Source organism: Burkholderia sp. Ac-20392 (genome assembly GCF_017104585.1).
In the GTDB taxonomy this organism is placed as follows: domain Bacteria; phylum Pseudomonadota; class Gammaproteobacteria; order Burkholderiales; family Burkholderiaceae; genus Burkholderia; species Burkholderia lata.
On sequence record NZ_JAAGPB010000584.1, the window covers coordinates 1 to 4,523 of the forward strand.

General features: G+C 67.5%; 4 protein-coding genes. All 4 read right to left on the minus strand.

Annotated features, from left to right (window positions below):
* The coding region (locus tag G3N99_RS34910; RefSeq protein WP_206124645.1) for a LacI family DNA-binding transcriptional regulator at nucleotides 1-667 on the minus strand (667 nt) is incomplete at its 3' end.
* 402 nt (nucleotides 668-1,069) lie between these two features.
* The gene (locus tag G3N99_RS34915) at nucleotides 1,070-2,035 is read right to left on the minus strand and encodes an NAD(P)-dependent oxidoreductase (protein ID WP_206124646.1); all 966 of its coding nucleotides are present in this window, start codon (nucleotides 2,033-2,035) and stop codon (nucleotides 1,070-1,072) included.
* A gap of 5 nt (nucleotides 2,036-2,040) precedes the next feature.
* Nucleotides 2,041-3,321: an MFS transporter gene (locus tag G3N99_RS34920; protein ID WP_174945368.1), complete on the minus strand. Its 1,281-nt coding sequence runs from the start codon at nucleotides 3,319-3,321 to the stop codon at nucleotides 2,041-2,043.
* Nucleotides 3,322-3,480: 159 nt separating this feature from the next.
* Complete coding sequence (locus G3N99_RS34925) at nucleotides 3,481-4,473, minus strand: sugar kinase (protein ID WP_174945370.1); 993 nt, start codon at nucleotides 4,471-4,473, stop codon at nucleotides 3,481-3,483.
* Nucleotides 4,474-4,523 lie beyond the last annotated feature (50 nt).

Below are 4,523 nucleotides of genomic sequence, written 5' to 3' on the forward strand. Positions count from 1 at the left end.
TCGCGGGCTGACGCCCGCGCGCCGCCAGTGCCGTGCGGAACGCGGCCTCGCGCAGGCGCCGTGAGCTGACGCGCTCGAACGGCTGCACGATGAAATGGATTGCGTCGAAACCGTGTTCAATCAGGTGCGCGAGCGCCGTCTCGATCGCATCGCCGTTGTCGAGGCCGATCAGGTCGGCCTCGAAGCCCTCGACCGTCCGGTCGACGAGCACGGCCGGGATGCCGGCCCCGCGCAGCGGGCGCAGCACGTCCTCGTCGGCGCCGAGCGCGTTGACGATCAGGCCTTCGACGCGGTAGGTCGTGAGCAGTTGCAGGAAGCGGCGCTCCATCTCGACTTCGTTGGCCGCGTGACAGATCAGCGGCATGTAGCCGAGCGCATGGCATGCGGCTTCGACGCCCTGCAGCACTTCGACGGTATAGGGATTGGTCAGGTCGGCCGCGAGCATGCCGAGCAAGCGGTTGCGGCCGCGCTTGAGCCCGCGTGCCATCTGGTTCGGCCGGTAGTTCAGCCGTGCGATGGCCGTTTCGATCCGCTGGCGCAGATCGGTGGACAGCACGTGCGTCTCGCCGTTGAGGTAGCGCGACACGCTGGTTTTGCCCGTGCCGGCCTCGCGCGCGACATCGCTGATCGTCGCCGGACGCGTCGTGGTTGGTTGCGAATCGGTCACTGTCGTGCCTCGCGACGTACGATCCGCGCCGCTTCGTGAGCAGACGGACCTTTGTTGTTGGAAACGTAAGCCACCCGGTGGAATCTCCTGTCGGTCAGCGTTAGCGCTTTAGCGCTTACGCTGACCCCATGCTTCGCGGTCGGTCAGCGTTGGCGCTTGAGCTTACGCCGATCCCCTGCTTCGCTGCTGATCGGCGCCGGCGCGTCGGCACCCGCCCCGGTTACCTGCAAAAGCAGTCGGCCGCACCGGACCTGGCGCGGATACCCGTCGCGGGACGCCACCGGCAGCGTTGCCGGGCGCGTCGACGCGACGCGCGGGGATCATAACGCAGCCAGCCCTCCGGCACCAAGATCATCGCCTCTAACAGCGCCGGCGTCACCCCGGCCGGACGAATATGGCGGATCAGACCTGTGCGCGCGCATCCGGGTTGACGAGATTCGTGCGCAGCGTGCCGGCCAGCGCGCCGACCAGGTTTTCCGCAGCGCAGCGCGCCATCGCATGGCGCGTCTCGTGCGTCGCCGAGCCGATATGCGGCAGCGCGACGACATTCATCATCTGCAGCAGCGGCGAATCCGCCGCCAGCGGCTCCTTCTCGAACACGTCGAGCCCCGCTCCGCGGATCGTGCCCGCGCGCAGCGCATCGATCAGCGCGGCTTCGTCGACCACCGGCCCGCGCGATGCGTTGATCAGGATCGCCCCGCGCTTCATCTTCGCGAATTCGGCCCCGCCGATCAGGTGGTGCGTTTCCGCGGACAGCGGCACCTGCAGGCACACGAAATCCGCTTGCGCGAGCAGTTCGTCGAGCGTGACGCGCCGCGCGCCGTACTGCGTCTCGGCTTCCGCATGCGCGGAGCGGTTCGCGTACAGCACCTGCATCCGGAAGCCGAGCGCCGCGCGGCGCGCGACCGCGCCGCCGATCCGCCCGAGCCCGACGATGCCGAGCGTCTTGCCCTGCACGTCGGTGCCGTACAGGTCGGGGCCGATGCTGTGATGCCAGTTGCCGGCCTTCACCCACTCGGCCAGCTCGACCACGCGTCGCGCGGACGCAAGGATCAGCGAAAACACCGTATCGGCGGTCGACTCGGTCAGCACGTCCGGCGTATGGGCGAGCACGATCCCGCGCCGCGTGAGGTCCGCAACGTCGAAGTTGTCGTAGCCGACCGAGATCGTCGACCACGCCTTCAGCCGCGGGGCGCGGTCGAGCATCTGCGGCGTGACCTTCAGGCTCGCGCCGATCGCGCCGTCCGCATCGCCGAGCGCATCGGCGAGGGCTGCGGCGCCGTCGGCCTGCACGACGTCCGCATGCTCGCGCAGGTACGCGAGGACGTCATCGGGCAGCGGCTTGTACGCGACGATACGGGGCTTCATCTGATTCATTTTCCTTGCAGCGGCGTCGCGAGCGGATGCGTATCGCGCGCCTGGGGTTTGACGGACAGCGTGAGGATCACCGCGGCGACGAGCGCGGCGCTCATGAATGCGTACGACGCGACGGGCGAGCCGGTCGCACCGTTCAGGTAACCGACGAAGTACGAGCCGACGAACGAGCCGAGCGCGCCCATGCTGTTGATCAGCGCCATCGCACCGCCGGCGACGTTCTTCGGCAGCAGTTCCGGCACGATCGCGAAGAACGGGCCGTACGGCGCGTACATCGCGGCGCCTGCCACGACCAGCAGCGCATACGAGATCCAGAAGTGCGACGAACCGAGTGCGTACGATGCGGCGAACGCAGCCGCGCCGATCAGCAGGAACGGCCACACGAAGCCGCGGCGCGAACCGACCTTGTCGGACGCCCACGACGCGGCGAGCATCGCGATCGTCGCCGCGAGATACGGCAGCGCGGACAACCAGCCGGTCGCGACCATCCCGAGGTCGGAGCCATTCTTGACGATCGACGGCAGCCACAGCACGAAGCCGTACACGCCGATGCTCCAGCAGAAATACTGCGCGCACAGCTTGATCACGGCCGGCGAGCGGAACGCCTCGCCATAGTTGCGCACGGGCTTGATCGTTGCCTGCTCGGCCGCGAGCGCGGCGTCGAGGTCGCGCTTTTCCTGCGCGTTGAGCCACGGCGAGTCGGCCGGCTTGTCCTGCACGAGGAACCACCAGCACACGGCCCAGAGGACGGCCGGCACGCCTTCGGCGATGAACATGTGGCGCCAGCCGAATTCGTGCACGAGATAGCCCGACACGATCGACATCCACAGCACGGTGACCGGGTTGCCGAGGATCAGGAACGTGTTCGCCCGCGAGCGCTCGTTCTTCGTGAACCAGTTGCTGATGTAGATCAGCATCGCCGGCATCACGGCCGCCTCGACGACGCCGAGCACGAAGCGGATCGCCATCAGCGACGGGATGTTGCTGACCACGCCCGTAAGCGCCGCGCAGGCGCCCCACAGGATGAGGCTGACGAACACGAGCTTCTTCACGCTGCGGCGTTCCGCATAGATCGCGCCGGGAATCTGGAAGAAGAAGTAGCCGAGGAAGAACAGTGCACCGATCAGCGACGACAGGCCCTTGCTGATCCCGAGGTCCTGGTTGATGCCGGCCGCGGCCGCGAATCCATAGTTCGCGCGGTCGAGGTAGGCGAGGCTGTACGTGATGAAGACGATCGGCATGATCGTCCACCAGCGGCGGGCAGCGAGAGTGTTGGCCATCAGAATGTCTCCTATGTCGACCAGTGTCAGCGCTTTAGCGCTTACTCCGGTCCCATGCTTCGCAGTCGGAACGCACGCTTCGGCGCGCGTCCCGGTCCCGGATGTTGCCGTGCGCAAGCACGACGAAATGAGTCCGCGGATTGTGCCGTGTCCGGCCTCTCATTGCGCGGTGAAGGTTTCCTCTAAGCGATCGGCGCGATTGCTGACGTTTTCGAATCGATCGAGCGCGGCGCGGGTCGGCAGCCCTTCCGAATCGCCGATCACCTGGATCGCGAGCGCGCCGATCCGGTTGCCACGCGCCACCGCCTGCTCGATCGTCTTGCCCTCCAGCAGCGCGCTGACCACGCCGACCGCGAAGCCGTCGCCGGCGCCGACCGTGTCGACGACGTTCTGCACGCGCTCGCCCGTCACCGTTCCGTCATGGCCGTCGGCCGTCCGGTAGTACGCGCCTTCCGCACCGAGCTTGATCACGACACCGCGCGCGCCCTGTGCAAGATAGAAGCCCGCGATGTCGGCCGGTGTGTCATGCCCGGTCAACTGTCGCCCTTCGGCAATGCCCGGCAGCACCCAGTCCGCGAGCGACGCGATTGCGTTCAACGTCTTCGCCATCACGTCGGCGGACGGCCACAGCGTCGGGCGCAGATTCGGGTCGAACGAGATCGTCTTGCCGGCCGCGCGCATTTCGCGGGCGAGCTTGAACGCGAGCTCGCACGACGTCGCGGAGATCGCCGGCGCGACGCCCGTCAGGTGCAGGTGGCGCGCGCCGAGCACGTAGTCGGCCACGTAGTCGTCGCACGACAGATGGCTCGCGGCGGAACCCTTGCGGAAATATTCGACGGTCGGGTCGCAGCCGTCGTCGTTGCGCGACTTCAGCTGGAAGCCGGTCGGATACCGCGGATCGACGGTCACGCACGACGCGTCGATGCCTTCGCGCGCCAGCGTGTCGAGCACGTAACCGCCGAACGAATCGCGGCCGACGCGGCTCATCCAGCCGACCCGGAAGCCGAGCCGCGACAGGCCGATCGCCACGTTCAGGTCGGCGCCCGCGATCCGCTTCGCGAATTGCGTCGCGTGCGCGAGATGGCCGGGCTCGGTCGCGACGAACATCGCCATCGCTTCGCCGTAGGTCACGACATCGAGTGCTGCTTTCATCAATGAACTCTCCAGGATCCTTCCGCCGTCACGTCGTCACGTCGTCACGC

Coding starts and splice junctions, on each gene's coding strand:
- G3N99_RS34925 (WP_174945370.1), bottom strand. CDS start 4,473: ATGAAAGCAGCACTCGATGTCGTGACCTACGGCGAAGCGATGGCGATG.
- G3N99_RS34920 (WP_174945368.1), bottom strand. CDS start 3,321: ATGGCCAACACTCTCGCTGCCCGCCGCTGGTGGACGATCATGCCGATC.
- G3N99_RS34915 (WP_206124646.1), bottom strand. CDS start 2,035: ATGAAGCCCCGTATCGTCGCGTACAAGCCGCTGCCCGATGACGTCCTC.